Source organism: Dietzia sp. IBK-p2-15D, from assembly GCF_057773105.1.
In genome coordinates this window covers 123690-147741 of the sequence record NZ_JBYMTK010000010.1, presented here as the reverse complement: position 1 = coordinate 147741, position 24052 = coordinate 123690, and the positions used below count along the sequence as shown (strand labels likewise).

At 70.7% G+C, this 24052-nt stretch carries 25 protein-coding genes and 1 pseudogene; 12 read left to right on the top strand and 14 right to left on the bottom strand.

What is annotated here, in order from left to right; genetic code table 11:
* Positions 1 to 292: pseudogene (locus AC3DEV_RS13830) on the bottom strand (HNH endonuclease signature motif containing protein); the annotation flags it as partial.
* Positions 293 to 418: 126 nt separating this feature from the next.
* Positions 419 to 1558: an ArsO family NAD(P)H-dependent flavin-containing monooxygenase gene (locus AC3DEV_RS13825; RefSeq protein ID WP_488372475.1), complete on the bottom strand. Its 1140-nt coding sequence runs from the start codon at positions 1556 to 1558 to the stop codon at positions 419 to 421.
* Positions 1559 to 1631: 73 nt separating this feature from the next.
* Here AC3DEV_RS13825 and AC3DEV_RS13820 point away from each other — a divergent pair, with 73 nt between their 5' ends.
* Positions 1632 to 2708: a permease gene (locus AC3DEV_RS13820; protein ID WP_488372474.1), complete on the top strand. Its 1077-nt coding sequence runs from the start codon at positions 1632 to 1634 to the stop codon at positions 2706 to 2708.
* A 49-nt stretch (positions 2709 to 2757) separates the two neighbouring features.
* Positions 2758 to 2994 (top strand): thioredoxin family protein, encoded by a 237-nt coding sequence (locus tag AC3DEV_RS13815; RefSeq protein ID WP_154830223.1) that lies wholly within the window; start codon positions 2758 to 2760, stop codon positions 2992 to 2994.
* Between the two features lie 43 nt (positions 2995 to 3037).
* Here the strand turns inward: AC3DEV_RS13815 and AC3DEV_RS13810 are convergent, their stop codons facing one another.
* Positions 3038 to 4195 (bottom strand): acyl-CoA dehydrogenase family protein, encoded by a 1158-nt coding sequence (locus AC3DEV_RS13810; protein WP_488372473.1) that lies wholly within the window; start codon positions 4193 to 4195, stop codon positions 3038 to 3040.
* 108 nt (positions 4196 to 4303) lie between these two features.
* On the opposite strand from AC3DEV_RS13810, the gene AC3DEV_RS13805 reads away from it, so the two are divergent.
* Positions 4304 to 5083: a PIG-L deacetylase family protein gene (locus tag AC3DEV_RS13805; protein WP_472982646.1), complete on the top strand. Its 780-nt coding sequence runs from the start codon at positions 4304 to 4306 to the stop codon at positions 5081 to 5083.
* A gap of 6 nt (positions 5084 to 5089) precedes the next feature.
* Here AC3DEV_RS13805 and AC3DEV_RS13800 read toward each other — a convergent pair whose 3' ends face one another.
* From AC3DEV_RS13800 to AC3DEV_RS13785, 4 genes are all read right to left on the bottom strand, one after another.
* Positions 5090 to 5794, bottom strand: coding sequence for an APA family fibronectin-binding glycoprotein (locus AC3DEV_RS13800; RefSeq protein WP_488372472.1), 705 nt, complete (start codon positions 5792 to 5794; stop codon positions 5090 to 5092).
* Positions 5791 to 6495, bottom strand: coding sequence for an alpha-ketoglutarate-dependent dioxygenase AlkB family protein (locus tag AC3DEV_RS13795; protein ID WP_488372471.1), 705 nt, complete (start codon positions 6493 to 6495; stop codon positions 5791 to 5793). The genes AC3DEV_RS13800 and AC3DEV_RS13795 overlap by 4 nt, the downstream gene beginning before the upstream one ends.
* A complete protein-coding gene (locus AC3DEV_RS13790; RefSeq protein ID WP_488372482.1) occupies positions 6492 to 7919 on the bottom strand; it encodes an MFS transporter in 1428 nt (475 codons plus the stop codon). The genes AC3DEV_RS13795 and AC3DEV_RS13790 overlap by 4 nt, the downstream gene beginning before the upstream one ends.
* A gap of 263 nt (positions 7920 to 8182) precedes the next feature.
* Positions 8183 to 9046 (bottom strand): inositol monophosphatase family protein, encoded by an 864-nt coding sequence (locus AC3DEV_RS13785; protein ID WP_488372470.1) that lies wholly within the window; start codon positions 9044 to 9046, stop codon positions 8183 to 8185.
* A gap of 133 nt (positions 9047 to 9179) precedes the next feature.
* Between AC3DEV_RS13785 and AC3DEV_RS13780 the strand changes: the two genes are divergently transcribed.
* The 5 genes from AC3DEV_RS13780 to AC3DEV_RS13760 all read left to right on the top strand — a co-directional run bounded on the left by AC3DEV_RS13780 (position 9180) and on the right by AC3DEV_RS13760 (position 13844).
* Positions 9180 to 9824 carry an ABC transporter permease gene (locus AC3DEV_RS13780; protein WP_067719103.1) on the top strand — a complete coding sequence of 215 codons (645 nt, stop codon included), beginning with the start codon at positions 9180 to 9182 and terminating at the stop codon, positions 9822 to 9824.
* The gene (locus AC3DEV_RS13775; RefSeq protein WP_440220381.1) at positions 9821 to 10999 is read left to right on the top strand and encodes an ABC transporter ATP-binding protein; all 1179 of its coding nucleotides are present in this window, start codon (positions 9821 to 9823) and stop codon (positions 10997 to 10999) included. Before AC3DEV_RS13780 ends, AC3DEV_RS13775 begins: the two co-directional genes overlap by 4 nt.
* 104 nt (positions 11000 to 11103) lie before the next feature.
* A complete protein-coding gene (locus tag AC3DEV_RS13770; protein ID WP_067719194.1) occupies positions 11104 to 11814 on the top strand; it encodes an ABC transporter permease in 711 nt (236 codons plus the stop codon).
* A complete protein-coding gene (locus AC3DEV_RS13765) occupies positions 11811 to 12833 on the top strand; it encodes a glycine betaine ABC transporter substrate-binding protein (protein WP_488372469.1) in 1023 nt (340 codons plus the stop codon). The genes AC3DEV_RS13770 and AC3DEV_RS13765 overlap by 4 nt, the downstream gene beginning before the upstream one ends.
* A 126-nt stretch (positions 12834 to 12959) precedes the next feature.
* Positions 12960 to 13844, top strand: a complete 885-nt coding sequence (locus AC3DEV_RS13760) for an alpha/beta fold hydrolase (RefSeq protein WP_488372468.1) — start codon at positions 12960 to 12962, stop codon at positions 13842 to 13844.
* On the opposite strand, the gene AC3DEV_RS13755 is transcribed toward AC3DEV_RS13760, so the two are convergent.
* The 3 genes from AC3DEV_RS13755 to AC3DEV_RS13745 all read right to left on the bottom strand — a co-directional run bounded on the left by AC3DEV_RS13755 (position 13841) and on the right by AC3DEV_RS13745 (position 15086).
* Positions 13841 to 14146 carry a hypothetical protein gene (locus AC3DEV_RS13755; protein WP_269503429.1) on the bottom strand — a complete coding sequence of 102 codons (306 nt, stop codon included), beginning with the start codon at positions 14144 to 14146 and terminating at the stop codon, positions 13841 to 13843. The two genes, AC3DEV_RS13760 and AC3DEV_RS13755, sit on opposite strands and share 4 nt — an antisense overlap.
* Positions 14147 to 14155: 9 nt before the next feature.
* Complete coding sequence (locus AC3DEV_RS13750; RefSeq protein WP_413957590.1) at positions 14156 to 14587, bottom strand: MmcQ/YjbR family DNA-binding protein; 432 nt, start codon at positions 14585 to 14587, stop codon at positions 14156 to 14158.
* A 70-nt stretch (positions 14588 to 14657) separates the two neighbouring features.
* Entirely contained in the window at positions 14658 to 15086 is a 429-nt protein-coding gene (locus AC3DEV_RS13745) for a hypothetical protein (RefSeq protein ID WP_067719090.1), read from the bottom strand.
* Between the two features lie 112 nt (positions 15087 to 15198).
* On the opposite strand from AC3DEV_RS13745, the gene AC3DEV_RS13740 reads away from it, so the two are divergent.
* Positions 15199 to 16206 (top strand): carbon-nitrogen hydrolase family protein, encoded by a 1008-nt coding sequence (locus tag AC3DEV_RS13740; protein WP_488372467.1) that lies wholly within the window; start codon positions 15199 to 15201, stop codon positions 16204 to 16206.
* Here the strand turns inward: AC3DEV_RS13740 and AC3DEV_RS13735 are convergent.
* A complete protein-coding gene (locus AC3DEV_RS13735; RefSeq protein WP_472982638.1) occupies positions 16185 to 17075 on the bottom strand; it encodes a cation diffusion facilitator family transporter in 891 nt (296 codons plus the stop codon). The two genes, AC3DEV_RS13740 and AC3DEV_RS13735, sit on opposite strands and share 22 nt — an antisense overlap.
* 69 nt (positions 17076 to 17144) lie before the next feature.
* Between AC3DEV_RS13735 and AC3DEV_RS13730 the strand changes: the two genes are divergently transcribed.
* Genes AC3DEV_RS13730 through AC3DEV_RS13720 form a run of 3 tightly spaced genes read left to right on the top strand, consistent with a single transcriptional unit; the run spans position 17145 to position 19652 of the window.
* The gene (locus tag AC3DEV_RS13730; protein WP_472982637.1) at positions 17145 to 17579 is read left to right on the top strand and encodes an NfeD family protein; all 435 of its coding nucleotides are present in this window, start codon (positions 17145 to 17147) and stop codon (positions 17577 to 17579) included.
* 51 nt (positions 17580 to 17630) lie between these two features.
* Positions 17631 to 18950: an SPFH domain-containing protein gene (locus tag AC3DEV_RS13725; protein WP_488372466.1), complete on the top strand. Its 1320-nt coding sequence runs from the start codon at positions 17631 to 17633 to the stop codon at positions 18948 to 18950.
* A 57-nt stretch (positions 18951 to 19007) separates the two neighbouring features.
* Positions 19008 to 19652: a TetR/AcrR family transcriptional regulator gene (locus tag AC3DEV_RS13720; RefSeq protein WP_256821500.1), complete on the top strand. Its 645-nt coding sequence runs from the start codon at positions 19008 to 19010 to the stop codon at positions 19650 to 19652.
* A gap of 13 nt (positions 19653 to 19665) precedes the next feature.
* Here the strand turns inward: AC3DEV_RS13720 and AC3DEV_RS13715 are convergent, their stop codons facing one another.
* The 3 genes from AC3DEV_RS13715 to AC3DEV_RS13705 form a co-directional block, all read right to left on the bottom strand.
* On the bottom strand, positions 19666 to 21039 hold the full coding sequence (locus AC3DEV_RS13715; protein ID WP_488372465.1) for a TIGR01777 family oxidoreductase: 1374 nt from the start codon (positions 21037 to 21039) through the stop codon (positions 19666 to 19668).
* A gap of 10 nt (positions 21040 to 21049) precedes the next feature.
* A complete protein-coding gene (locus AC3DEV_RS13710; protein WP_488372481.1) occupies positions 21050 to 21712 on the bottom strand; it encodes a lipocalin family protein in 663 nt (220 codons plus the stop codon).
* A 98-nt stretch (positions 21713 to 21810) separates the two neighbouring features.
* On the bottom strand, positions 21811 to 23961 hold the full coding sequence (locus tag AC3DEV_RS13705; protein ID WP_488372480.1) for an MMPL family transporter: 2151 nt from the start codon (positions 23959 to 23961) through the stop codon (positions 21811 to 21813).
* Positions 23962 to 24052 lie beyond the last annotated feature (91 nt).

Sequence of the window (24052 nt, the reverse complement as noted above, 5' to 3'; positions counted from 1 at the left end):
CCGTCGAGATCGCCATCGCCGACACCACGTACCCGGCCGCGACATCGATCGGATCGAGTACCGCATGACCGGGCCGACACTCACCGCCGCCCGCACCGGACTCCTCCCGGCGCTGGCATTCGACAAATAGCTCGTAGCAGGCCACGAACCGGCGCGCCGCCGCACGATTCTCGCCCATCCACCCCTCACGCGCCGCCGCCCGCAACCCCGACAGCGACACGGGCGCCGCGGAACCGGCGCCGCCACCAGACGGGGACGGACCACCGGCCGCGGCGTCTTCGTTCCCGCCCATGTGCCCCACCCCCTGCCCGTGCGTACGGTCTCGAATCTGTGTTCTATGATACGCACGCACATTCGAACAGGCAAGGGTCACACATCATCAAATAGCCCCAGCCGAGAACACGCGGGACCGTCGTGCTCACCCCAGCGACGCGGCCACCGCCGCCTTCGCCCACTGCCCCACCCCGATGAGGGTCGCCGACGCCGCGCCGCACCAGTCGCCGTAGCCGAGCAGGAACAATCCCGGGACGCCCGGCACCTCGACGCCACTCGTGTCGACCCGTCCGTCGCGACGCGGCAGCAACCCCCGCAAGTGACCCAACGCCGGCCGGAAGCCGGTACACCAGATCACCGCGTCGACCGGCTCGCGTCGACCGTCCGACCACTCCACACCGGCCGCGGTGAACCGCTCGAACATCGGCGTCGCCTCCAGGAGGCCGGCGTCACGGGCTGCGCGGACCGGCGGCACCACGACGATGTCGCCCAGCTCGGCGATGCCGCCGCCGGACTCCCCCACGCCCCGGATGGCCGCGTTGGCGACGCGGAAGAGTTCGCGGCCGTCGACATCGTCGGGCAGGTAGCGGGGCGGGCCGGTTGTACACCAGGTCAGCCACCCGCCGGAGTCGGCGAGTGGCCGGGCGAGGTCAGCGGCGATCTGGGCGCCCGAGTTCGCGCCACCGACCACCACGACGCGCCTGCCCTCGAAGTCCGACGGGCCCCGGTAGGCGGCGCTGTGCAGCTGCCGGCCACGGAAGTCACCGGCGCCCGGATAGGTGGGGACGAAGGGGCGTCGATAGGTACCGGTCGCACTGATGATCGCCCGCGCGCGCCACGAGCGACCGTCAGTGGCGCGGATGAGGAACACCTCGTCGTCGTGGTCCTCGTCGTGGTCCTCGTCGTCGTCGTGGTTGTCGTCGATGTTGGTGGCGTCGCCGCCCGCTCGCCCCGCTCCCGGCCGCTCCACGGCGACCACCGTCACCCCGCGCCGCACGGGGAGGTCGTAGTACTCCTCATAACCGCGCAGGTAGTCCACGACGTGGGCCGCGTCGGGATTGGCGCCGTCGTCCGTGCGGGGCATGCGACGGCCCGGCAGGGACGAGAAGTCGGCGGGCGAGAACAACCGCAGGGACGGCCACGTGTGCGGCCACGCTCCGCCGGGCCCGTCCGAGGCGTCGAGGATCTCGAAGTCCGCGCCGGCGCGGCGGAGGTAGAAACCGGCCGCGAGACCCGCCTGGCCCCCGCCGATCACCACGACATCGCGCACGGCCGCGTCCGGCACCCTGCCACCCCCTCAATAAAGGTTCTGACCTGTTCCTATCGACGGTTATCGATCTTAATCGTACAGTGGACCCATGAGCACCTCCCCCGCTCCCGTGGCAGGCCGGTCCGGCCCCGACGACCTAGCCGGGGTCCGCGAGCACCGGCGGCTCGTGGCTGCGCTCGCCCTGGCCGCGGTCGCATGGGTCGCACTGTGGATGTCCAACGAGTGGTTCTGGGACGCGGCCGTGGGGTGGCTCGGCCTCGACCTCGCGGACCGGGCGGTCGGAGCGGTGCACTTCTTCCTCTACGACACCGTGAAGATCGTGCTGCTGCTCGTCGGACTGATGTTCGTGGTGGGGATGCTCCGCGCGAGTCTCGACCTCGACAGAGCACGTGACTGGCTCGAGGGCAGAGGCCTGTTCGTCGGACTCACCCTGGCGATCGTGCTCGGCGTGGTCACCCCCTTCTGCTCCTGCAGTTCGATCCCCTTGTTCATCGGCTTCGTGGCCGCCGGGATCCCCCTGTCGGTGACCCTGACCTTCCTCATCGCCTCACCCCTGGTCAGCGAGATCGCGGCGATCATGATCGGCGAGATGTTCGGCTGGCACATCGCCGCCGCCTACGTCGCGGCCGGCGCCGGCATCGCGTTCGTCGCCGGCTGGGTCCTGTCGCGATTGCGCCTGGAGAAGTGGGTCGACCAGGTCGTGTACACCACCCGCGTAGCAGCCCTGCGCGCCGACGGCCACGTACCCACCCTCCGCGAGAGGATCGACGCAGCACTGGGCGAATCGCGCGACATCCTGCGTGACGTGTGGATCTGGGTGATCGTGGGCGTCGGCATCGGTGCCGCGATCCACGGTTGGGTACCGGAGGACTTCTTCCTGCGCTGGGCCGGTCCGGACAACCCGCTGGCCGTACTCGTCGCGACGCTCGCCGGGGTACCGCTGTACGTCAACGGGGCCGGGGTCGTACCGATCGCCGAGGCCCTGTGGACCAAGGGGATGAGTCTGGGCACCGTCATGGCGTTCATCATGAGCTCGATCGCCCTGTCGGTACCGCAGGCGATCATGCTGCGCCGGGTGATGAAGCCGCCTCTGTTGGCGTTGTTCTTCGGCGTGGTCACCGTTGGCGTCCTCGCCATCGGCCTGCTCTTCAACCTCGTCGCCTGAGCCACCGCGAATCACACCGACCCGAATCACACCGACCCCAGGAGGAACCATGATCGTCAAGGTGCTCGGCCCCGGATGCCGGAACTGTCACACCCTCGTCACCCGCACCAGGGAGGCACTGGACGGGCTCGGGAGGGAGGACGAGATCATCGAGGTCACCGACGTCGCCGAGATCGCCGGTTACGGCCTCATGAAGACTCCCGGCCTCGTGGTCGACGACGAGCTGGTCGTGGGCGGGAAGGTCCCGACGGTCCGTCAGCTCACCGAGCTGCTGCGCGGCCGGTAGGCCGGCTCCGGGCCCCCGCCGATCACCACGACGTCGCGGTGGATCACAGCGCCCGGCCGATGACCTCCTTCATGATCTCGTTCGTGCCACCGTAGATCCGCATGACGCGGGCGCCGGCGAATTTCTGCGCGATGGGGTACTCCATCATGTAGCCGTAGCCGCCGAACAGCTGGAGGCAGCGGTCCACCACGTCGTCCAGCATGTCGGTCGCCTGGAGCTTGGCCATGGAGGCGGTGACGGCGTCGAGCTCGCCGTCGATCTCCCGGGAGATGCAGTGGTCGACGAACGTGCGGGTGGCCATGACCTGGGTCTTGCAGTGCGCCAGCTCGAAGCGGGTGTTCTGGAAGTCCAGGATCGGCTTGCCGAACGCCTGCCGCTCGCGGACGTACTCGAGCGTCTCGATGACGGCGGCCTCGGCCATGGCCAGCGCGTCCACGGCGATCGCCAGGCGCTCGCGCGGGAGCTGGTTCATGAGCTGGTAGAAGCCCTGCCCCTCCTCGCCGCCGAGGATGTTGGCGGCGGGCACGCGCATGTCGTTGAAGAACAGCTCGGCGGTGTCGGCGCCGTGGCGGCCCATCTTCTCCAGCACGCGGCCGCGCTCGAAGCCCGGCGTCGAGGCCTCCACGGCGAACAGGGCCATGCCCTTGTGGCCGGCGTCGAGGTCGGTCTTGGCCACCACCACCACGAAGTCGGCGGAGCCACCGTTGGAGATGAAGGTCTTGGAGCCGTTGATGACGTATTCATCGCCGTCCCGCTTGGCGGTGGTGCGCACGCCCTGCAGGTCGGACCCGGCGCCGGGCTCGGTCATGGCGATGGCGGAGATCCACTCACCCGAGCAGATCTTCGGCAGCCATTCGCGCTTCTGCTCCTCCGTGGCGTAGTTCGCCACGTAGTGGGGGGTGATGGTGGAGCCGACGCCCATGCCGAAGGCGGTGTCCCCGGAGTGGACGAGCTCCTCGGTGACGAGGTATTCCATGCCCGGGTCGCCGCCCTGGCCGCCGAACTCCTCGGGCACGTCGAGGCAGATGAGGCCGGCCTCGCCGGTGCGCAGCCAGGTCTCGCGGTCCACGTGCTTCTGCGTGGACCACTTCTCCTGGTTGGGCGTCATCTCCTTCGCGAAGAACGCGCGGGCGTGCTCGCGGAGCAGCCGGTGGTCGTCGGTCTCCCAGGTGGGGCGGTAGTCGGGGAAGAGTGCGGACACTGGGGGCCTCCATGAGGGGACGACGACGACGAGGTTCGCGGCAAGTTTACGTGGGCCCGTTCCGGCGACGGCGGGGACGCGAGCACCGAGGAGGGCCATACTCGGGTCATGAACGATTCCCCGGACCGGCCAGAGAACGCAGCCCAGCCCGAGAAGGCCACCACCCCGGCATCCTCGGACCATTCCGTGCCCGAGGCGTTCCCGACCGACTGGACCCGGGGGCTGGTCCTGGTGGCACACCCCGACGACCCCGAGTACGGGATGTCCGCCGCGGTGGCACGGTGGACGGCCGAGGGCCGCAGCATCGTCTACGTCCTGGCCTCCAGCGGCGAGGCCGGCATCGAGGGGATGGCACCGGCGATCGCGGGACCGATCCGCGAGGAGGAGCAGCGGCGGTCCTCGGCGATCGTCGGGGTGGACGAGGTGGAGTTCCTCGGTTTCCCGGACAGCCGGATCGTCAACAACGCCGAACTGCGCGACGCGGTGGCCGACGCGATCCGCCGCCATCGCCCGGACGTCGTCATATCCCTGTACTCCGGTGAGGAGTTCGGGCCGGGGATGCCCAACCAGAGCGATCACATGGAGTTCGGCGCGGCCGTGGGGGCCGCGTACGACGACCTGGTCGCCGCGGTCGGGGTGGACGCCGCGGAGGGTCGCCCGCAGATGTGGTTCGAGTCCTCGCCCGAGGTGACGCACTACGTCGATGTGAAGGGGTTCGTCGAGTCGGCCGTCGACGCGCTGGCCGAGCACTCCGAGTACCTGTCGGTGCTCGACCCTCAGACGCCGGTGCGGGACCAGGCGCGGGCGCAGGTCGAGGCCGTGTGCGCGTCGCGTGAGGGACTCGCGGATGGGAACCCGGTGGTGGGCTTCCGGCGCATGCGGCCCTGAGCCGCGTCAGATCCGGGCCGGCCGCAGGCGCTCGACGATCTCGTCGGCCCACTCGGCGTGGGGTGACGACATGCTGCCGTCGCCCGGACGACTGACGTAGGTCAGCCAGAAGCGCTGCGCGCCCTCGCCGACGACCGCCGAGTACACCAGCGCGCCCTCCGGGCCGATGATGTCCTGCTGGACCGCGGGGAGCACCCGGAACGACACCGACCAGCCGTCGCCGACGCGCGTGGAGAGCGGTTCGATCCGCTCCTCGACCGGCCGCCCCGGGACGGGGAGCAGGAACTGACCCATCCCGTTGGCCAGGGTGAGCGCCGCCAGCTGGTTGTCCGGGTTCTCCGGATCGAACAGGTCCTCGGTGAGGCGACCGGCCAGCACGACCCCGTCCGATCGCCCGGCCGCCGGAGGCTCCGCCGCCGACCCCGCGTCCTCGTCCACTACCGGGCTCATGACGGTACTGCCGAAGACCAGCTCCCCCGACTCCGCGCGCCACCCCTCGGGGACGCGGATGACCAGGCCGGTCGCGGGATCGACATGGTCGGAACCGGCCGCCACCTGGACCTTCGGGGACAGGGTGCGCACCCCCGGGGAGTATGTCGCCGACGAGACGACCACCGTCACGACCGCGGCGACCACCGCCAGGACGGCGACGAGCGCCACCACGAGAATGGTCCGGCTCCGGCCGGCGGACGGGTTCTGCCCTGACGTCATCCGCCCAGCGTAGGTGGCCGGGTTTCCCGCAGCGTGATGTTGACCCTCCCCGGCTCCGCGCCCAGCGCCTCGCGGCACCACGCCGGGGCGGTGCCGTCGAAGACCTTCGGTACGCCGTGGAAGGCCATCCGCGACGGCCCGCCGAACACCACGAGGTCGCCCGATTCCAGGCGAACGTCGGTGTACGGGCGCCCGCGGTGTTCCGGGGTGCCGAAGCGGAACGTGCACGCATCACCCAGGCTCAGCGAAACGACGGGTGCCGTGCTCGCCTCGTCGCGGTCCTGGTGCAGGCCCATGGTGGATCCACGGCCGTAGAGGTTCACCAGGGCGGTGTCCGGGGTGTAGTCAGCAGTCTGTTCGGCCCCGGGCGTGTGGGCCGACCCCGCGACCGCCGGCTCCACCGCCGCTGCCGCCGCGAGCCCGTTCCGCGCCGCCCGCACCAGCCAGTCCGGGACCGGCGGGACCACCTCGTCGTCGTCGTACCGGTACGGCACCCAGTGGCGCCCCAGGCTGAACGTGCGCACCGACATCCGGCCCCCGCCGGGGAGCACGATCGAGCGCGGCACGCGCACCGCGGCCCAGTCCAGGCACGCCCGGAGAAGGAACTCCTGCTGCTCGCGGCTCAGCCAGTCGGGCACGTGCACCGCACCGGGGCCCAGGACGGTCGGCTCGCGGTCGACGCCGAAGAGCGGCTCGGTCACCTCTGTCCGCTCTCCTCCTCGTCCGGATCGGCGGCCGTGATGGGCGCCGCGATGTCCTCGAGCGACTCCCCCTCCGCGTCCACGCCGAGGACGATCTCCGCGATCCCGCCGATCGCCATGATGCCGGCGGCGAGGAGGAAGCCCAGCCCCACCAACGTGCGGTCCCCGCTCTCGATGAAGTTACCGAACAGCAACGGCCCGATCATGCCGCCGATGGCCGTACCGATCGCGTAGAAGAAGGCGATCGCCAGCGCACGGGTCTCCATCGGGAAGATCTCCGACACCGTGAGATAGGCCGCCGAGGCACCCGCGGTGGCGATGAAGAACGTCAGCGACAGCAGCGCCACGAAGCCCCACAGGCCACCGGTCTCATTGACGAACACGAAGTAGAGCGGCACCGTCACCAGGGCCGAACCGAGGTAGGTGCCCGAGATCATCTTCTTGCGGCCGACCCTGTCGAACAGCGGGCCCAGGATGAGCGCCCCGAGGAAGTTGACGATCGCGAACAACGCCAGCAGCAGCGGGGCATTGCCGGCGTCGATGCCGTAGTAGTTCTGGTACAGCGTGCCCAGGTTGAAGGTGATGCCGTTGTAGAGGAACGCCTGGCCGATGAACAGCGCGAGACACAGGACCGCCCGCTTGGGGTACTTGCCGAACGCCGTCTTGGCGATCTCCGTGAACGGGATCGACTTCCGCTGGTGGATGGTGATCTCGTCGTCGCGACCGACGTCCTCCAGCGGCTCGTCTTTCTCCTCCTCGACCTGCTCCTCGATGTCCTCCACGATCTCGTCGGCCTCGTCCTCGCGGCCGTGGATGAACAGCCATCTCGGACTCTCCGGGACGTGTCGGCGGACGAAGATGATCACCACGCCGAGCAGGGCGCCCACCCCGAGAGCGAAGCGCCAGCCCAGGTTCTCGGCGAACATCGCGGTGTTGAGGAAGAACAGGGAGTAGAACGAGCCGAACGTGGCTCCCAGCCAGTAGGTGCCGTTGATGAGGATGTCCACACGGCCGCGGTAGTACGCGGGGATGAGTTCGTCGACCGCGGAGTTGATGGCCGCGTACTCGCCGCCGATGCCCGCCCCCGTGAAGAACCGACAGAGGAAGAACATCCACGGCTCCACCGCGAAGGCCGTGGCGAACGTGGCCACGCAATAGACGATCAGCGTGAGCATGAACAGTTTCTTGCGGCCCCACTTGTCGGTCAGCCGGCCGAAGAACAGTGCGCCCAGGCAGGCGCCGAGGATGTAGATCGACGCGGCGAGACCGATCTGGCCTTCCGTGATCGGCAGGCCACTGCCCGGCTCGACCAGCCGCGCGGCCAGCGAGCCGATGAGGGTGACCTCGAGGCCGTCGAGGATCCACACGGTCCCCAGGCCCACGACGACCTTCCAGTGGATACCCGCCCAGGGCAGCCGGTCCATTCTGGCGGGGACGGCGGTGGTGATGGTCCCGAGGGTGCGCTTGCGCTTGCGCTTGCCGGACCCGGACCCGGACTCGGTGGCGGTGGCGGGGGACGCTTCACCCCGGGGATGTCGCTCCATGGATTGGTTGTAACCCGCCGCGCGGCGGCGTGCATCCGGACGGCAGGCTCACCAGACCTGCGATGCGGGAATGTACACAGAACCGCACGTTGCGCGTCCGGATCGGACCATAGGCGCAGCGAACCTCCCCGCGCGTCCGGCGCCTACGGCTGCAGCACCGCCCACGCCTGGTCCGCCAACTCGCGGGTCGCGGCCGCCACGACCGTGCCGCCCTCGAGCGGCTGGCGGCCGTCCGGGCCGGTGATCACGCCGCCCGCGGCCTCGATGATCGGGATCAGCGCCACGATGTCGTACGAGTTCAGGTCGGCCTCCACGACCAGATCGACACGCCCCGCGGCGAGCATGCAGTAGGCGTAGCAGTCCCCGCCGAAGCGCTGCAGGCGGACCCGGCGGCCGAGCTCGTCGTAGCGGCTGCGCACCTCGCCGTCGTCACCGAACATCGACGGGTGGGTGGTGTACATGATCGCCTCGGACAGCTCCGTGCACCCCGACGCGCGCAGGTCGATCGCGCCCGGACCGTCGGAGCGGCGCCGCACGGTGGCGCGGCCGTGCACGGCCGCGAAGGTCTCGCCCAGGATCGGCTGGTCCATCCACCCGGCCACAGCGCGGCCGTCCTCCACCACGCCGACGAGCGTGCCCCACCCGGCCATTCCCGTCATGAACGCCTTGGTGCCGTCGATCGGGTCCAGGTACCAGGTGCGGGCGGCGTCGGCCGGCCCGGTCTCGCCGTTCTCCTCCCCCACGATCCGGTCGCCCGGGTAGACGTTCGAGATCCCCGCCCGCAGCAACGCCTCGATCGCGCGGTCGGCCTCGGTCACCGGGTCGTAGCGCCCGTCCGTCGCGCCGTTCCCGGCCCGGTCCCCGGCCACGCCGTTCTTGTCCGCGGCGGCCAACGACTCGAGGTCACCGTGGAAGTGCCGGCGGGCGATGCGGCCACTGGCGGCGAGGAGCTCGTCGAGGCGCTCGGTCAGGTCGTGGTCCAGGGGGCGTGCGGGCCGTGACGTCATGCCCCCATGGTGCACCACGCCCCGCCGCCGTCCCGACGGATCGGCGCATGTGCGCCCTCTACGCCCGCCGATACGGCTACCGTGGGCGCACCCGAACACGGAACGCACCACCCACAGACGGAGCCGAGATGCGATGACCGCCCTGATGGACTTCATCTCCACCCGCCGCTTCCAGCTCGCGACGGACTCGTGGCAGCACATCAGTGCCACCGTGCAGGCCGTGCTCATCGCGACGCTGCTCTCGGTCGCGCTCGGGGTGGCCGTGTACCGCAGTCGGTCGGGGTCCGCGATCGCCACCGGCCTGGCCGCCACCGCCCTGACCGTCCCGTCGTTCGCCCTGCTCGGCCTGCTCATCCCGGTCCTCGGCCTGGGCGTGCTGCCCACCATGACCGCACTGGTGATCTACGCGGTGCTGCCGATCCTGCGCAACACGATCGTCGGCCTGGACGCCGTGCCCGCGGCGACCGTCGACGCCGCCCGCGGGGTGGGGATGAGCCGGATCGGGGTGTTGGGCCGGGTCGAGATCCCGCTGGCGTGGCCGTCCATCCTCGCCGGGATCCGCATCTCCACCCAGATGTCGATGGGCATCCTCGCCATCGCCGCGTACGCCAAGGGCCCGGGGCTGGGGAACCTCATCTTCGCGGCCCTGTCCCGGGTCGGGACGCCCACCGCGCTGCCGATGGCGCTCACCGCGACCGTGCTCATCGTCGTCCTCGCGCTCGTCCTCGACGCGCTCCTCGTCCTGCTCGGACGTCTCACCATCAGGGGGAACCAGTGAGCACCTCAGAACCCGTATCCGGCGTGCCGATCGTGCTGGACGACGTCACCAAGGTCTACCCCGGGCAGGAGCGCCCGGCGGTGGACCACGTCTCGCTCGAACTGCCGGCCGGGCGGACCACCGTCTTCGTGGGCCCGTCCGGCTGCGGCAAGACCACCACCATGCGGATGATCAACCGCCTCATCGAGCCCACCTCCGGCACGATCACCATCGACGGCGAGGACAACCGGACCCTCGACGCCGACACCCTGCGCCGCAGCATCGGCTACGCCATCCAGGCCTCCGGGCTGTTCCCGCACATGACGGTCGCGCAGAACGTCGGCACCGTCCCGCGGCTGCTCAAGTGGAAGAAGTCGCGCATCCGTGAGCGGGTGGACCAGATGCTGGAACTGGTCGGCCTGGACCCGTCGGACTACCGCGACCGCTACCCCGCGCAGCTCTCCGGCGGTCAGCAGCAGCGCGTCGGCGTGGCCCGGGCGCTGGCCGCGGACCCGCCGGTACTGCTCATGGACGAGCCGTTCGGGGCGGTCGACCCCATCACGCGCGCGTCGCTGCAGGACGAGCTCGTGCGGCTGCAGGACGAGCTGCGCAAGACCATCGTCTTCGTCACCCACGACTTCTCGGAGGCGGTCAAGCTCGGGGACCGGATCGCGGTGCTCGGTCCCGGATCGTCGGTGCTGCAGTTCGACACCCCGGAGGCGATCCTCACCAACCCCGCCGACGAGACGGTGAGCGGGTTCATCGGCGACGACGCCGCGCTCAAGACCCTGACCCTCCGGCGCGTGGGGGACGTGGAACTACAAGGGGCGACGACGGCGAGGGCCTCCGAGAGCCCGACCGATTTCGCGGCCCGGTTGCGCGGAACCAGCGACGAGTGGGCCGTGGTGCTCGACGACGCCGGCCGCCCCCTGCGCTGGGTGCGCGGGGACCGGGTGTCGCGGATGCCCGACCTGGGCTCGGGCGGGTTGCCGATCACCGGCACCGTGACGGTCGACTCCTCGCTGCAGGAGGCGCTGGACGGGCTGCTGTCGACGGCGAGCGCCACCACGGTGGTCGTGGACCGCGACGGGGCCTACCGCGGCACGATCGGGATCGACGACCTGGTCGCCGAGTTGCGGCGTATCCACCACCGGCACAACGACGAGGGCCTCGCCGAACAGGACGTGGCGCCGTGAGCGCCCCCGCCACGGCGACGCGTGGGGGCTCCGCCGGTCGTGGGGGCGCCGCTGGTCGCGGAGGTTCTGCCAGTCGGGTCGCCGCCCTCCAGGACTCCGCGCGGCTGATCGTGCAGCCGCTTCTCATCGTGGCCGCGGCCGTCGGCGTGCTGTGGTGGGCGTTCTCCGGCGAACTGGACGAGACGCAGAAGGCCTCGCTCAACGCCGCCTCCATCACCCAGCGCACGCTCGAGCACGTGCAGATCACGGTGACGGTCGTGGCGATCGTCGTGGCGGTCGGCGTTCCGCTGGGGATCCTGCTCACCCGCCGACGGACACGGTTCCTCGCACCGGTGGCAGTGGGGTTCGCCAACATCGGCCAGGCGGCGCCCGCGATCGGCCTGATCGTGCTCCTGTTCCTGGCCACCAACCGGACCGGGTTCTGGATCGGTGTGCTGCCGGTCGCGTTCTACTCCCTGTTGCCGGTACTGCGGAACACCATCGTGGGGATCCGCAACGTCGACCCCGCACTCATCGACGCGGCGCGCGGACAGGGGATGTCGAGCGGACGGGTCCTGCGCACGGTCGAGTTGCCCCTCGCGGTGCCGTTCATCCTCGCCGGCCTGCGCACCACCCTCGTGCTGGCGGTGGGCACGGCGACGCTGAGCTTTTTGGTCGATGCCGGCGGCCTGGGGATCTTCATCGACACCGGATACCGGCTGCAGGACTACACCACCCTCGTGGTCGGCTCGGTGCTGGCGGTGTGCCTGGCACTGTTCGTGGACTGGCTCGGCGGGGTCGGCGAGATCCTGTTCAATCCGAAGGGGCTGCGATGACCGGCACGATCCCCGCGCGCGCCGGGCTGACGCGAACAGCGTTGACACGAACAAGGCGCCTGGTCACCGCGCTCCTGGCCACCGTGATGCTGGCGACGGGATGCGGGCTCAACAACGGCGGTTCCGTCCCGCTGCCCGTGGGCCCCGGCCCCGAGGGCACCGTCCCCGCGCTGGAGGGGGTGCGCATCACGGTCGGCGGCAAGGACTTCACCGAGGGCGTGATCGCCAGCTACCTGGTGGAGTTCCTGCTGGCGGCCGCGGGGATGGAGGTGTCCGACATGTCCTCGTTGGCCGGGTCGAACAGTTTCCGCCAGGCGTTGGTGACGGGGCAGGTCGACATCGGCATGGAGTACACCGGCACCGCGTGGATGAGCTACCTGGGCAACTCCGACCCCATCCGGGACCCGCAGGGGCAGTGGGAGGCGGTGCGCGACGCCGACCTGGCCGAGCACGACCTGCGGTGGCTGCCCCCCACCACCGTGGACAACACCTACTCGTTCGCGATGAACCGGGCCACCGCCGAGGAGACCGGGGTACGCACGTTCTCCGAGTACGCCGAGTTGGCCCGGACCGATCCACAGGCGGCCCTGACCTGCATGGAGACCGAGTTCTCCGTGCGTCGCGACGGTTGGCCCGGGCTGGCGGAGGCCTACGGGTTCGACGCGGACGCCGTGCCCACGCCGATCATGCAGCCGGGGATCATCTACCAGGCGACCTCGGTCGGCCGGGAGTGCCGGTTCGGCGAGGTCTACACCACCGACGGCCGGATCAAGGGCCTGGACCTGCTGGTGTTGGAGGACGACCAGCGCTTCTTCCCCGTCTACAACCTCGCGACGGTGGTCCGCGGTGAGATGCTCGACGCGCACCCGGAGATCGAGGACGTCCTCGCCCCGCTGGTGGACATCCTCACCAACGAGGTGATGGTGGAGATGAACATGCGCGTCGACGTCGACGGCGAGGATCCCGCGCTGGTCGCGCGCGATTTCCTCGAGGACCGGGGGCTGGTCTCGGTGGAGTGACCCGGCGCGTGCCCCACGCGGCCGGATGCGCCCGCCCGCCCGGTGACACACAATTCCGGTGACACAGTTCCGGTGACATGCAGTTCCGGTGACATACAAACGGGTTCCACAACCAGGAGGTCCCCAGTGCCCAGGAGGTCGATCGTCTCGCTGCCGCGGACGGCCGCGCGACTACCGCGGATGATCCCCGACCTGGCGCATCTGCCACCCGGGCGGATCGTCACGCTCGCCGACGGCGTCACCACGAAGGTTCACGACACCGGCGAGGAGCACCTCGCACCGGCGATCCTGCTGCACGGGATGGCGGCCACCGGGATGCTGAACTGGTACCAGACGTTCGAACGACTGCGGGGCGAGTACCGACTCATCACGTTCGACCAACGCTGGCACGGCAAGGGCTTCCACGGGGATTTCCGGTTCGAGACCCTCGCGGAGGACGTGCTGCGGGTCGCCGACCACCTCGACATGGCGGCGCCGGTGGTGGGCGGCTACTCGATGGGCGGGATCGTCGCCCAGCTGGCGGCCCGGCGCGACCCCTCCCGGCTCGGCGGCCTCGTGCTGGCCGCCACCGGGACGGGTGCCCAGCGCAATGCCCTCGAGAAGGTCGCACTCGGCGGGTTCACCCGCTCCCAGCCGCTGCTCAACGCCGTTCCGGAAGAGGTCGGCGGGGTGGTGGAGGACCAGGTCGACGACGAGGCGCTCAGGCCGCACGCGTGGGCGCTGCGCGAGTTGTCGTCGGTCTCGCTCGCCACGCACCGCACCGTGATCGCCCAGGTGGCCGGGTTCAACTCGACACCCTGGCTCCACGAACTCACCCTGCCCGTCGCGGTGGTCAAGACCACCCGTGACCTCGCGTTCCCGCAGTGGATCCAGGACGAGATGGCCGACCTGCTGCCGCACAGCGCCGTGTTCCCGATCCACGCCGGCCACGCCGTCTGCGCCACCCACCCCGGCACGTTCGCGCGCCGGATGCGCACCGCGATCGGCTGGGTCGTGTCCAACGCCCGCTAGAGCGCCGAGTACCGCACCGCGGTCACCACGAACACCACCAGGGCGATCACGCCCAGGACCACGCCCGCCAGTGCGCGACGTGGGTTCGATTCGTCGTTGGTGAGCCAGCCGGTGGGCCAGCGGGCGAGCAGGCCGAACGCGACGGCCATCAGGCCCGCGAGGAACGCGATGATGTTGAGGACCGGCACCCACGAGATCACCAGGGCCCCGACGCCCAGCACCAGCGCCCGGGTCCCCAGGTCCATGCCGTCGGACGAGCGCCTGCGTGGCGAGGCGGCGTCGGAGCGGGGGCGCAGCGGCATGAGGCCAGCCTAGTCGCGGGGGCGTTCCCGCCGGTCGTCCAGACGAGCGACGCGCCGGCCCCCGGCGGTCTGCCGGTACGAGGATTCGACGAGCTCGGCCACCTCATGCCAGTCCGGTCCACGGCCGCCACCGTCCGGTCCACCGTCCAGCGGCAACGCGAGCCAGCCGGCCGGCCCGTAGTACGCCGGGACGTGGACTCGCTCGTCCTGCTCCAGCGCCGCGCGCTCCCCCGGGTCCGGCAGGAACAGCAGTGCCCGGGCCAGGAGGGGGGCCGAGTGGTCCCCCTTGACCGAGCCGCCGTAGACCGCGAACACCTTGGTCGTGTACCAGGTGGGCCGGCCGTGAGAGATCTTCTCGCCGGCGTCCGGCAGCGCGAGGCACACCTCCCGCAGACGCGTCAGCAGCGGATCCGCGGCGTCGAACATGATCGGATGACCCACACGGCCGAGACTACGACCGCCGACCGCGTCATCCCGGGCGAACGGTCGGGAAAACCCGCCCGGGGCCGACTCAGCCCCCGAACTGCCCCGCGACGAACCCCGCCAGCAGCACCGCGAACCCGCCCATCTCGCCGACGATGAGCGCCACCATGCCGATGTGCAGCGTCGCCGTGGGGTGCTCGAACTGGTTGGTCGTGTCCCTCCGCGCGCCGTGGAGGATGTAGCTGCCGATCGCCACCAGGAAGAAGAAGACCACCACTGCTGCCGCTGTCAGGTTCACCCAGGTCGGCCAGCTGCTCAGCTCGACGAACGCGGCGATGAGCAGCGTCGCGAACGAGTACAGCAGCGAAGCCCGGTGCGCGATGTCGACGTACGGGTGGGCGAGGTGATCGGCGGTGGTGGCCATCTGCCGGTACTTCCACACCCCCAGGCCGAGCGCCAGCAGGAAGAGGAGACCCGCGGCGAGCAGGGTGAGGCGCGTGTCGAGGCCGAGTTCCATGGATCCTTCCGAAGTGCACTTGACAGCAGTGCGTGATTTGTATGCTTCACGACCATAGGACAGCGCGCTGACCTGCGCGCTCGTTCGCGCGCGATCGCACACGGGAGGCCTCATGGACGCGCAGGTGGTGCACGCCGCGGCAGTGCAACTGGAAGGCGTGCCGGGGCACGTGGACCTCACACTGGGTCGACTGGAAAAGATGATCGTGGAGGCCGCCGGGCGGGGCGCGCGCCTGATCGCGGTGCCGGAGTTCTGCACGTCGCCGGTGCCGATGCGCGGGCAGGTCCACGACGCGGTCCTGCCGCGCGAGAACGTGGCCGTCGAGATGTTCCGACGCCTCGCCGCGCGCCACTGCGTCACCGTCGGTGGGTCGATGCTGGTCGCCGACGACGACGAGGTGGTCAACCGCTACCACCTGGTCGAACCCGACGGGCGCGTGCACACGCATGACAAGGACCTGCCGACGATGTGGGAGAACTGCTTCTACACCGGCGGCGGGTTCTACGCGGACGGCAGCGACGACGGGGCGTTCGTCACCGGGCTCGGCGGGGTGGGGGTGGCGAGCTGCTGGGAGCTGATCCGCACCGGGACCGTACGCAGGCTCCGGGGGCGGGTCGGGGTGGCGGTGACCGGGACCCACTGGTGGACGGTCCCGGGCAACTGGGGCGGGTTGACCGGGCGAGCCCTCGGTTCGCTCGCGCGGTACAACAGGGAACTGTCGGAGAACGCGCCGGCGGAGTTCGCCCGGCGGCTGGGCGCGCCCGTGCTGCAGGCCTCCCACTGCGGGACGCTGCGGTCGGACTTTCTCCTGTTGCCCGGTTCCGACGCATCGGTGCCGTACGCCACGGAGTTCGTGGGCGCGACCCAGATCGTCGACGCCTCGGGCACGGTACTGGCCATTAGACGCACGGACGAGGGGCCCGGGATCGTCTACGCGGACGTGCCCCTCGGAGCCACGGACCCCGTCACGCCGCTGGAGGACCGGTTCTGGATCCCCCACCTGCCGCCGCTGCTACGCGGGTACTGGCACCAGCAGAACGTCGCGGGCAAGAGCTACTACCGCCGCCGAGGTCGCGAGGCCGGGCTGCGCGCGGCGCATCACAGGTGCACGTCGTTGTAGGCCCGCTCGTCCTCGATCGGCTCGAGGTGTGTGGTGATGTGCGAGCTCGGCAGGACCGCGTGGATCTCCTGTTCCACGGTCTCCACCAGGTCGTGCCCGCGTTCGACGCTCCACTGCCCGGGCACCAACGCGTGGAACTCGACGAAGCGCCACCTGCCCGACTCCCTCGTCCGGAGTTCGTGGAAGTCGACGCGGCCGGGTTCGCGGTGGCGTTCGAGGACCTCCTCGATCGCCCGGTTGTCCTCGTCGGGGAGCGTGGCGTCCATCAGTCCCATCCCCGATTCGTGCACCAGTCGATAGCCGATGAACAGGATGTTCAGTCCCACGCCGATCGCCACGATCGGGTCGAGCACCTCCCAGCCGGTTGCCCAGGCCAATGCCAGTCCGGCGACGACGCCGACCGACGTGACGACATCGGTGATGAGGTGTTTGCCGTCGGCCTTGAGGGTCGGTGACCGGTGACGGGTGCCCGCCCGCACCAGCGCCACACCCACCACGCCGTTGATCACGGCGGCCACCACCGAGATGGCCAGGCCGACACCGAGTGCCTCCAGCGGTTCCGGATTGATCAGCCGCTCGACGCTGACGACCAGGATGAACGCGGCGGCGACGAAGATCATCGCGCCCTCGACACCCGCGGAGAAGTACTCGGCCTTGGAGTGACCGTACTGGTGGTCGTCGTCGGCCGGGCGTTCGGCGACCGTGATGGCGCCGAGCGCGATCACCGCCGCCACGAGGTTGACCACGGACTCCGCGGCGTCGGACAACAGGCCGACCGAACCGGTGACCCACCAGGCCGCGATCTTGAGCACGATGGTCACGATCGCCGTGGCCACGGACAGCCACGCGAACTTCCTCAGAGTCGACACGTCCCAGCAGCCTAGTCCCGCGAGCAGGAGACCTCCTGCCCGTCGCCCGTTGTCGGTAGGCTCGGTGTCATGCATGTGGGACTGGCCTGGCTCGGAGCAGCGGTGTTGCTCGCCGCCGGAGAGGCGGCCGGGGGCGAGCTGTTCATGCTCATGCTCGCCGGCGGCGCCCTCGGCGGCTCGGCCGCCGCGTTCCTGGGCGCGCCGGTCTGGGGGCAGGCCCTGGCGTTCGCCCTCGTCTCCCTCATCCTCGTCCTGGGGGTCCGCCCCCTCGTCCGGCGGCGCCTGCTCGCCGCGCTTCCCGAGCACGACACCAACACCGCCGCGCTCACCGGCCGGGACGGCACCGTCGTCGAGGCGATCGGCGCGGGCGGCGGACTGGTCGAGATCGCGGGCGACACCTGGACCGCGCGTCCGCTCCTCGAGGGCGAGACGTTCGAGGCCGGGGACAAGGTCCTCGTACACCAGATCGAGGGCGCCACGGCGATCGTCGTGCGTGGCATCTAGAAGGCGCTGGTCTCCGGCCAGCGGACACGCACGAGAAGCATCGGAGGAACCATGGAAGGCTTGATCTTCCTCGCCGTCATCGTCATCCTCATCGCCTCGGTGGTGGTGAGCTCGGTCAAGCTCATCCCCCAGGCGGAGGCCGCCGTCATCGAGCGGCTCGGCCGTTACCAACGCACCGTGAGCGGCCAGCTCACGCTCATCATCCCGTTCATCGACCGGGTGCGCGCCAAGGTCGATCTGCGCGAGCGGGTGGTGACCTTCCCGCCGCAGTCGATGATCACGGAGGACAACCTCACCCTGAGCATCGACACGGTGGTCTTTTTCCAGGTCACCGACCCCAAGGCTGCGGTCTACGAGATCAACAACTACATCGTGGCCGTCGAACAGCTGGCCACCACCACCCTGCGCAACGTCGTCGGTGGACTCACCCTCGAGCAGACGCTCACCAGCCGCGACATGATCAACAAGCAGCTGCGCGGGGTGCTCGACTCCGAGACCGGACGCTGGGGACTGCGCGTGGCCCGGGTCGAGTTGCGGTCCATCGATCCGCCGATGTCCATCCAGGAGTCGATGGAGAAGCAGATGAAGGCCGACCGCGAGAAGCGCGCCACCATCCTCACCGCCGAGGGACAGCGCGAGGCCGCGATCACCACGGCGCAGGGTGCGAAGCAGGCAGCCATCCTCGACGCCGAGGGCAACAAGCAGGCCTCGATCCTCAACGCCGAGGCCGACCGGCAGTCGCGCATGCTGCGCGCCCAGGGTGAGCGCGCCGCCCGCTACCTCGTGGCCGAGGGCCAGGCCGCCGCGATCGCCCGTGTCAACGCCGCGGTCAAGTCCTCCAAGCCCACGCCGGAGATGCTGGCGTACCAGTACGTGCAGAACCTCCCGGAGATGGCCAAGGGTGAGGCCGCCACGATGTGGATGATCCCCTCGCAGTTCGGCGACTCGCTGGAGAACTTCGTCAAGTCCGTCGCCAAGAAGGACGACGACGGGGTGTTCCGCTACGAGCCGGCCGACGTCGACTCCGAGGCCGATCTGCCGTCCGCGCCCGACGAGTGGTTCGACACCTCCACCGACCCGGAGATCGCCCGGTCCGTGGCCGCCGCGGAGGCTGCCGCCAAGGGTACGACCTCGGTGATGGACGAGCAGCCGAGCCGACCCAAGCCCAAGCCCGGCGTGTTCGACATGGTCCCGGAGTCGGAGGGCGGCGTGGCACCCGACAGCTCTTCCTCGACGGGTCAGGACACCCCCGCGATCGGTGGTCCGCAGGGCCCCGCTCCAGGCCAGCCGTCCGGGTTCGACCAGGCCGCTGACCAGCGGTCGGGGGAGGGTGCATACCCCGTCGATGGTGGCGACCAGCCCCGGCGGTGACCCCCGACGGGTGGCATTTCGCGCAGCCACCCCGGCCGGGCGTCGTAACATGGGGGCGTGACTCGTAACACTGGCCTGGGTGGTGGCCGCACGCCCGACGCCGAGGATGTTCGGCTGATCGAGACGGCGTCCGCGGTGTTCGCCGAGCGCGGCATCAAGGGCACGAGCACCGACGACATCGCGCGCGCGGCCGGGGTCACCCGCGTGACCCTCTACCGGCGTCTGGGGCCGCGGGACGACATCCTCCGCGCGATCTACGCCCACGAGGCGCAGCGCCTGATGATGACCGTCAACGCGCGCTACACGCCCTTCGAGTCCCTGCAGTGGGACCCGGTGAGGCACATCGAGGACCTGCTGGTCGGGACCGTCTTCGACATCCGGCAGAACGAACTGCTGCGTCGGCTCATCGAGGTCGACAAGGTCGAGGCCATGGCGTTGCTCGCGGGCCAGTCCGACACCGTTCTGGACGCGATCACCGAGATCCTCGCCCAGTTCGTCCGCAGCACGTGGAACGCGGACGTCCACACCCGCCCGATGGACGACGAGGAGTGCGAGCAGCTGTCCCGCGAGGTCGCCGGCGTCGTGGGCCGGTTCCTCCACTCACTGGTCGTGATGACGGACGGCCCGCCCGCGGTCGACACGGAGGAGCAGATCCGGGCACTGGCCCGCCGCGTGCTCGTGCCGATGATCCTGCAACGCTGAACGCTGCATCTCTCTACAGCCCCGCGGGGAGCTCCTCGGCGCCGAGTTCGTGGGCCAGCGCGCTCTCCAGCCGGGGGTGTCGGAAGCGGTGGTCCGCGCCGGCGAGCGCCTGCGGCAGGATCCGCTGACTGGCCAGGGCGAGCTCGTCCGAACCCCGCCCGCCCAGGACGATCGCCGGGGCCCACCCGGGTACCGGGACGATCGTCGGGCGCCGCAGGACCGAACCGAGGACGCGGGTGAACTCGGAGTTGGTGACCGGTTCCGGGGCGGTGGCGTTGACCGGGCCCGTCACCTCGGGGTCGACGATCGCCCGCAGGTAGATGTCGGTGAGGTCGTCCAGCGAGATCCAGGACATCCACTGCTCTCCCGAACCGAGGCGGCCGCCGAGCCCGGAACGGGTGATGGCGGCCAGCGGCGGGAGCATCCCCCCGGCACCGGACAGCGCGATTCCCGTGCGGACGTTCACCACCCGGGCCCCGGCGAGACGTGCGGGCTCGCAGTCTCGCTCCCAGTCGACGACGATGTCGGCGACCGGACCGGTGCCGGGATCGGAGTCCTCGACGAGCCGCTCGTCGCCGCGGTCGGCGCCGTAGTAGCCGATCGCGGACGCGGACACGAAGCTTGTGGCCCCGTCGCGTGCGGCGACGAGTTCGGCGAGACGACGGGTGGGGCCCACGCGACTGTCGCGGACGAGCTCGAGATGCCGATCCGTGAAGCGGCCGGCGATGGGGGCACCGGCGAGATGGACCAGGACGTCGACGCCCTCGAGGAGGTCGGCGGCGGGATCGCCGGTGTCCCAGTGGCGCTCCCCCGGGCCACGGGCGTCGCCGCGGACGAGGCGGATGACCCGGTGGCCGGCGACCCCGAGCAGCGCGGTGAGGGCGGTGCCCACGAGACCGGAGGCGCCGGTGACGGCGACGGTCAGAGCGCGGCTGTCGTACCGGGCGAGGCTGTCGAGGTCGGCGGCCATCTGGCGGTACCGGTAGGCGAACACCGGCGAGAGCATCCGGCCGGGCACCCGGGCGTCGACCCTGTCGCCGAGCAGAGCGGTGCCGTCCGGACCGGCCGTCACAGTGTGCGTGTGGACCCATCCGGTCGCCGCGGCGTACGGCTGGGATACGCAGCGGTCGACGAACCGCTCACCCTCGAGGAAACCGGCGGGATCGTGCTGCGCGAGCCAGCGGGGACCGAAGCGGACTCCGAGAGGCCCCGGCAGCGCCGTACGCGGTTCGAGCACCGCCACGCCGTCCCGCAGTGAGTCCGCCTCACTCACCGGTCGCAGCGGCATGAACGGGGGCGAGAGCCGACGGAAGGCGCCCGGCGAGGCGAGGTACCGCCACGCCTCGTCGGGGGTCGCCGGGACCGTGCAGGTGAGATCGATGCTCATCGGGTACTCATCAGGGCAGGAGGCAGAGCGGGGTCACGTCGCCGCGGCCGCCCGCCATCGGAACGGTGAGGAAGGCGCACGACCACCAACCGCGGTCCTCGATCACGCCGCGGACGGTGGACCACTGCTCGGCGTCGAGGGCCGGCTCGCGACTGAGCACGAACCCGGAGGACCGCGTGGGGTCGCCCACGATGGCCAGCGAGTAGTCGTCGGCCAGGTAGGTGATCCGGTAGTTGACGGGTCCGTTCTCGTCCTGGAACGGGACCATCGGGAAGTTGACCCGGAGCGAGGCGTTGGTGTCGGTGTCGCGGACCTTCGCCTCGCCCTCGATCACCGAATCCGAGCTGATGGCCGAGCCACACGTGTTGCGCACGGAGACCGTGCCGGGCGCGGTCACCGCGTACTCGGCCTTGGTGTCGTTGGTGCACTGCAGCGTGTACGGCTGCGGGATGGCGGCGACCTGGAACCACTCTCCCTGATACCGCTGGAGGTCGACGGAGCCGACCTGGCTGAGCTCCGGTCCACCGAGGGAGCCCACCGCGACACCGTCGGGCAGCAGCTGCGAGGACCCGCCGCCGAGGCGACCTCCGTCGGTGACGTCCTGCGCGCCGGCCACGGGGGCTGCGCCCAGGCCCGCCGCGAGGAGCGGGGCGACGGCCAGGGCGGTCACCATCCCTCGGAGGCGGGACCGGGACAGGCCGGAGCGGGGGCTGGTGCTGGTGCGGGCGGCGGTGCTGGTGCGGGCGGCGGTGCTGGGGCGGGCGGTGGTGCTCATGCGTGGATCTCCTCGGTCGTGGTGGGGCCGGCGCCGTGGTCGCCGGTGCGGCGGTCGGGGTCGTCGGACGCGGAGCCTGCGGTAGCGCCGCGGCGGGTCTGTCCTCGCGGGTCACCCGGCCACCACACCTTGTCCCCCACGAGGGTGAACAGGGCGGGCACGACCAGGGTGCGCACGACGAAGGTGTCGAGCAGGACACCGAGGGCGACGATCACGCCGACCTGGGTGAGCACGATCAGCGGAAGGACGCCCAGGACCACGAACACCGAGGCGAGCACGATGCCGGCGGAGGTGATGACGCCGCCCGTCAACGCCACGGCGCGGACCATCGCCTCCCTGGTGGCGTGGGTGGAGGCCTCCTGGCGGGCCCGGATGGTGAGGAAGATCGAGTAGTCCACGCCCAGGGCCACCAGGAACAGGAAGCTGTACAGCGGGACCGACACGTCCAGGCCGGGGAAGCCCAGGATCTGGGTGGTGACGAACGTGCCGAGCCCGAGGGCGGCGAGCGACGACAGCACGGTCGCCGCCATGACCAGCAGGGGCGCGACGACCGACCGCAGGACCAGCACCAGCACGACGAACACCACGAGCAGGATGAGCGGCGCGATCAGGGTGAGGTCACGCAGGTTGCCCTGGGACGTGTCGACGGCCTCGGCCACCGACCCGCCGACGAGCGCCTCGGAACCGGGGACAGTGTCGACGACCTCGCGCAGTGCGACGACGCTGTCCTCGGACCGGTCGGTCGCGGGCGCGGCGTCGAGGACCACGGTGACGCGGCTCCATCCCGTTCCGGACTCGCCGGCCGGGCGGGCGGACACGACACCTTCCACATCCTGGACCGCCTCGGTGATCTCGCCCTCGGTGCCGGTGCGGGTGAGCACGGTGACCGGGTCGGTGACGCCGGCCGGGAAGTGCTCGGCGGCGGTCTCCAGCCCGGCGGCGGCCTCGGAGGGGGTGCGGAACTGCTCGGTCTGGCTCAGTCCGATACGGGTTCCGAGCAGGCCGAGGGACAGCACGGCGAGGAGCAGGACACAGGAGACGATGACCGTCACTGGGCGCTTGACCACGCGCGCGGCGACGCGACCCCAGACGCCCGGCGGGACGTCCTCGTCGAAGTCCCGCGGGGTCACGGGGGCGCCGTCGTCGGTGTGCCTGCCGGCAGGCCTCTCGTCCGGGCGCGGGATGAACGGCCAGAACAGGCCGCGGCCACACACGGCCAGGGCGGCGGGCAGCGCGACGAGCGCGTACACCAGGGCCACGAGCAGGCCCACCGCCGCGGACGCGCCGAGCGAGCGGTAGTTGGGCAGGGTCGCCAGGAGCAGGGTGAGCAGCGCGAGGACGACCGTGACGTTGCTGGCGACGATGGCCGGGACCGCGCCCCGGTACGCGTCGCGGAGGGCGGTTCGACGATCCGAGGTCTTGCGGAGTTCCTCGCGGTAGCGGGACACCAGGAGCAGAGCGTAGTTTGTTCCGGCACCGAAGACGAGGACGGAGACGATGCCGGAGGTGGACCCGTCGACGGTGATGTCGAGTGCCTCGCCGACCTTGGCGACGAGCAGCGCCGCGACGCGGTCGGCGACTCCGATGATGATCAGCGGGACGAGCCACAGCACCGGCGAGCGGTAGGTGACGATGAGCAGTACCGCGACGACCAGGGCCGTGGCCGCCAGGAGTCGGAAGTCGGCGCCCTCGAACGCGGCGGCGGTGTCGGCGGCGAACCCCGGGCCGCCGGTCAGCTGGGCGGTGATGCCCTCGTCGAGACCGTCGGCGACTGCGTCCCTCATCTCCGACACCAGGTCGCTGGCCGCGCCCCCGGAGAGGAACTGGGCGTCGACCGGCACCAGCATGAGGGCAGCGGCGCCGTCCTCGGACGGGATCGGACCCTGCGCGGGCGCACCGACGACCTCGGCCATGCGCTCGCCGGCGCCGACGGCCGCGGCGATGCCCTCGGGCCCCAGTTCGCCGCCGTCCTCGCGGGTCACGACGAGGACCGCCGGTACGGACTCGGACCCCGGGAACTCGCGTTGGATCTCGGAGACGAGTGCGGCCTCGGAGTCATCCGGGAGCGTCTGGGGCCCCTGCGACGAGCCCTCCGACGAGGCGAAGGCGAACACCGCGCCGCTCACGAGGAGCACGACCACGAGCATCAACCACGCGGAGAGCTTGCCCGTGACGATGCCGACCCACCCGTCGGCCGACCCCGGCCGTCCCGTCGACTCTGACTCTTCTCTAGCCGAG

Bases quoted from the DNA above. Each gene is read 5' to 3' on its own strand.
- AC3DEV_RS13715 (WP_488372465.1), bottom strand. From the start codon at position 21,039: ATGAGCATCGATCTCACCTGCACGGTCCCGGCGACCCCCGACGAGGCG.
- AC3DEV_RS13785 (WP_488372470.1), bottom strand. From the start codon at position 9,046: ATGACGTCACGGCCCGCACGCCCCCTGGACCACGACCTGACCGAGCGC.
- AC3DEV_RS13800 (WP_488372472.1), bottom strand. From the start codon at position 5,794: ATGACGTCAGGGCAGAACCCGTCCGCCGGCCGGAGCCGGACCATTCTC.
- AC3DEV_RS13755 (WP_269503429.1), bottom strand. From the start codon at position 14,146: ATGCCGCTGCGCCCCCGCTCCGACGCCGCCTCGCCACGCAGGCGCTCG.
- AC3DEV_RS13780 (WP_067719103.1), top strand. From the start codon at position 9,180: ATGACCGCCCTGATGGACTTCATCTCCACCCGCCGCTTCCAGCTCGCG.
- AC3DEV_RS13745 (WP_067719090.1), bottom strand. From the start codon at position 15,086: ATGGAACTCGGCCTCGACACGCGCCTCACCCTGCTCGCCGCGGGTCTC.
- AC3DEV_RS13710 (WP_488372481.1), bottom strand. From the start codon at position 21,712: ATGGTGACCGCCCTGGCCGTCGCCCCGCTCCTCGCGGCGGGCCTGGGC.
- AC3DEV_RS13705 (WP_488372480.1), bottom strand. From the start codon at position 23,961: ATGCTCGTGGTCGTGCTCCTCGTGAGCGGCGCGGTGTTCGCCTTCGCC.
- AC3DEV_RS13790 (WP_488372482.1), bottom strand. From the start codon at position 7,919: ATGGACCGGCTGCCCTGGGCGGGTATCCACTGGAAGGTCGTCGTGGGC.
- AC3DEV_RS13765 (WP_488372469.1), top strand. From the start codon at position 11,811: ATGACCGGCACGATCCCCGCGCGCGCCGGGCTGACGCGAACAGCGTTG.
- AC3DEV_RS13805 (WP_472982646.1), top strand. From the start codon at position 4,304: ATGAACGATTCCCCGGACCGGCCAGAGAACGCAGCCCAGCCCGAGAAG.
- AC3DEV_RS13730 (WP_472982637.1), top strand. From the start codon at position 17,145: ATGCATGTGGGACTGGCCTGGCTCGGAGCAGCGGTGTTGCTCGCCGCC.
- AC3DEV_RS13740 (WP_488372467.1), top strand. From the start codon at position 15,199: ATGGACGCGCAGGTGGTGCACGCCGCGGCAGTGCAACTGGAAGGCGTG.
- AC3DEV_RS13725 (WP_488372466.1), top strand. From the start codon at position 17,631: ATGGAAGGCTTGATCTTCCTCGCCGTCATCGTCATCCTCATCGCCTCG.
- AC3DEV_RS13815 (WP_154830223.1), top strand. From the start codon at position 2,758: ATGATCGTCAAGGTGCTCGGCCCCGGATGCCGGAACTGTCACACCCTC.
- AC3DEV_RS13820 (WP_488372474.1), top strand. From the start codon at position 1,632: ATGAGCACCTCCCCCGCTCCCGTGGCAGGCCGGTCCGGCCCCGACGAC.